Origin of the sequence: Kitasatospora sp. NPDC091257, assembly GCF_044757675.1 — a bacterium.
In the GTDB taxonomy this organism is placed as follows: domain Bacteria; phylum Actinomycetota; class Actinomycetes; order Streptomycetales; family Streptomycetaceae; genus Kitasatospora; species Kitasatospora lactacystinica.
Map to the genome: position 1 here is coordinate 1 of NZ_JBIVVI010001408.1, position 2,109 is coordinate 2,109.

The 2,109-nt window shown below is 73.3% G+C and carries 3 protein-coding genes; 1 reads left to right on the forward strand and 2 read right to left on the reverse strand.

The features are described 5' to 3' along the window. Positions 1 to 519, reverse strand: a 519-nt coding sequence (locus ACIQOV_RS38775) for a hypothetical protein (protein WP_401055527.1), incomplete at its 3' end; no start/stop codon positions are given. Positions 520 to 605: 86 nt separating this feature from the next. Next, positions 606 to 1,115: a MarR family transcriptional regulator gene (locus ACIQOV_RS38780; protein ID WP_359903417.1), complete on the reverse strand. Its 510-nt coding sequence runs from the start codon at positions 1,113 to 1,115 to the stop codon at positions 606 to 608. 140 nt (positions 1,116 to 1,255) lie between these two features. Between ACIQOV_RS38780 and ACIQOV_RS38785 the strand changes: the two genes are divergently transcribed. Further along, positions 1,256 to 2,109 (forward strand): EamA family transporter (locus tag ACIQOV_RS38785; RefSeq protein WP_401055529.1); only part of this gene is annotated, 854 nt, incomplete at its 3' end.

Consider the following 2,109-nt stretch of genomic DNA (forward strand, 5'->3'; position numbering starts at 1 on the left):
GCGGCAGCACCGGAACTTCACCGCGAGGGCGCGGCGAAGCAGGAGGAGACGCTCACCGAGTCCCGCCGCGCACACGCCGCCGAAGGTGCCGTCGAGCGGGTCGGACCGGTGGCAGGCGACACAGCGCAGCCGGGTGTAGATCGCCACCGCGCCCATGAAGACGTCCTCGCGCCCGTCGGCCGGGGACTCGGAGGAGGCCGGCTCCCCACAGTCCAGGCAGATGCGGCGGGGGCGGGCGGCGACCGAGCAGGCGCGGCAGATCAGGTGGGTCGGGTGTTCCGCGTGCACGACGACGGGCTGGGGGCCGCCGTACAGCAGGTGGTCGCACCACGTGCAGGACTCGTCCTGCTGGGCCGCCAGCATCCGGGCCCGGGTCTCCTGCTGCCACTTCGCCGCGTGCTGCAAAGGCACCCTGACGGGCGGCCCCCACCCGGAGGCGGTGAGCCACCGGGCGCCCTCCGCGCCGGCGGCCCGCAGCTGGTCGTCGACGGCGATGTCCCTGGGCGTCTTCTCGTTCATCGGGGTCTCTCCTCCGCTGGGCTTCCGCAGAGGACAACGCGGCCGGGACACCGCCGGACACGCGGCGCGGCGCACCCGGCCCCGGTTCAGAGGAGCGGCTCGGTGTCCCCGTGCGCGATGAGCAGCTTGCGCAGCAGGGCGTCGAGCCGGGTGCGCTCGTCCGCGTCGAGGGCCGAGAGGATGCGTTCCTCGTTGCCGACGTGGCCGGCCAGGGCGCCGTCGATCAGCTCCTTGCCGGCCGGGGTGAGGCGGACCAGGACGGCGCGGCGGTCGCTCGGGCACGGGTTGCGCTCGACCAGGCCCTTGGCGGACAGCCGGTCGACCCGGTTGGTGATGGCGCCGGAGGTGACCATCGCGGACTTGAGCAGCGCGCGGGCGTTGAGCTCGTACGGCTCGCCGGAGCGGCGCAGGGTGGCCAGCACGTCGAACTCGGAGGAGTCCAGGCCGCAGGCGGTGAAGTACTCGCGCAGGGCGTTGTCGACCCGGACGTTGAGCCGTCGGAGCCGGCCGATCAGGGCCATGGGCCCGGCGTCCAGGTCGGGTCGGGCCCGGGCCCACTGCTCGACGATGTCGTCCACGGTGTCGCGCTGCTGCATGTCCGCCGCCCTCCCGGGGCCGTCCGATCCGAAGCCTTCCGTCCAACGCAGATATCTTAACATTCACATACTTGACGTTCTCCGATCCTGGGCGTAGAAAGTATCTCAACGTTCAGATAATCAACGTTCAGGGGGACGTCATGGCCGTCATGGACCGCAAGCGCGCGGGGATCGCCGTCACCGCCGCACTCGCCCCGGCCGCGTGGGGCACCACCTACCTCGTCACCACCCAGCTGCTGCCCGAGGGTCGCCCGCTGCTGCTCGCCGCCCTGCGCGCCCTGCCGGCCGGACTGCTCCTGCTGCTGATCGGCCGCCGACTTCCCAAGGGGCGCTGGTGGGGACGCGCGGCCGCACTCGGGATGCTCAACATCGGGCTGTTCTTCCCGCTGATGTTCGTCGGCGCGTACCGCCTGCCCGGCGGCGTCGCCGCCACCATCGGGGCGATCCAGCCGCTGCTCGTCGCCGGGTTCTCGATCGGCGTGCTGCGGGTGCGGCCCGGACGGCGGGCGGTGATCGCGGGACTGGTCGGGGTCGGCGGAGTGGCCCTGCTGGTGCTCAAGAGCGGCGCCCGGCTGGACGGCGTCGGGATCGCCTCGATGGTCGCCGGGATCTCCCTGATGGCCATGGGCACCGTCCTCACCCGCCGCTGGGGCCGCCCCGAGGGCGCCACCCTGCTCGACCTCACCGCCTGGCAGCTCCTGGCCGGCTCGGTCTTCCTCGTGCCGCTCGCCGCCGTGGTCGAGGGCGCGCCGCCCGCCCTGAGCGCCGCCAACCTGGCCGGCTTCGCCTACCTCGGCCTGTTCGGCACCGCGCTCGGCTACTTCCTCTGGTTCCGCGGCATCGAGCACCTCGGCGCCGGCCCGGCCTCCTTCCTCGGCCTGATCAACCCGGTCGTCGCCACCCTCGGCGGCCTCGTCGTCCTCGGCCAGACCCTCACCCCCTGGCAGCTCCTCGGCCTTCTCCTCGCCCTCGCCGCCATGCTCGTCGGCCAGGC